The following is a 244-nucleotide window of genomic DNA, read 5'->3' on the forward strand; positions in this document are numbered from 1 at the left end:
AGCAGCTGCAAACAAAAACAGTAAATTTATTACATAAAAAATATCCAAAGACTACTATTGTTAATCTCTATGGTCCAACGGAATGTTGTGTCGATGCTACATATTATGTTATAGAGCCAGATACAAAATTAAAATCAGCAAATGCTCCTATTGGATATCCACTTCAAAATACTGTTATTTATATACTGAATGATCGGCAGAAACCTGTCCCTACAGGAATAATCGGAGAAATCTATATTGGGGG

1 protein-coding gene is annotated in these 244 nt (G+C 33.6%); it reads left to right on the forward strand.

The features are described from left to right. A partial coding sequence (locus SB764_RS43800; RefSeq protein WP_410867278.1) for an AMP-binding protein occupies nucleotides 1-244 on the forward strand: 244 nt, incomplete at both ends.

The organism is Paraburkholderia sp. SIMBA_027, assembly GCF_046535315.1.
GTDB classification, from domain to species: Bacteria; Pseudomonadota; Gammaproteobacteria; order Burkholderiales; family Burkholderiaceae; genus Paraburkholderia; species Paraburkholderia tropica.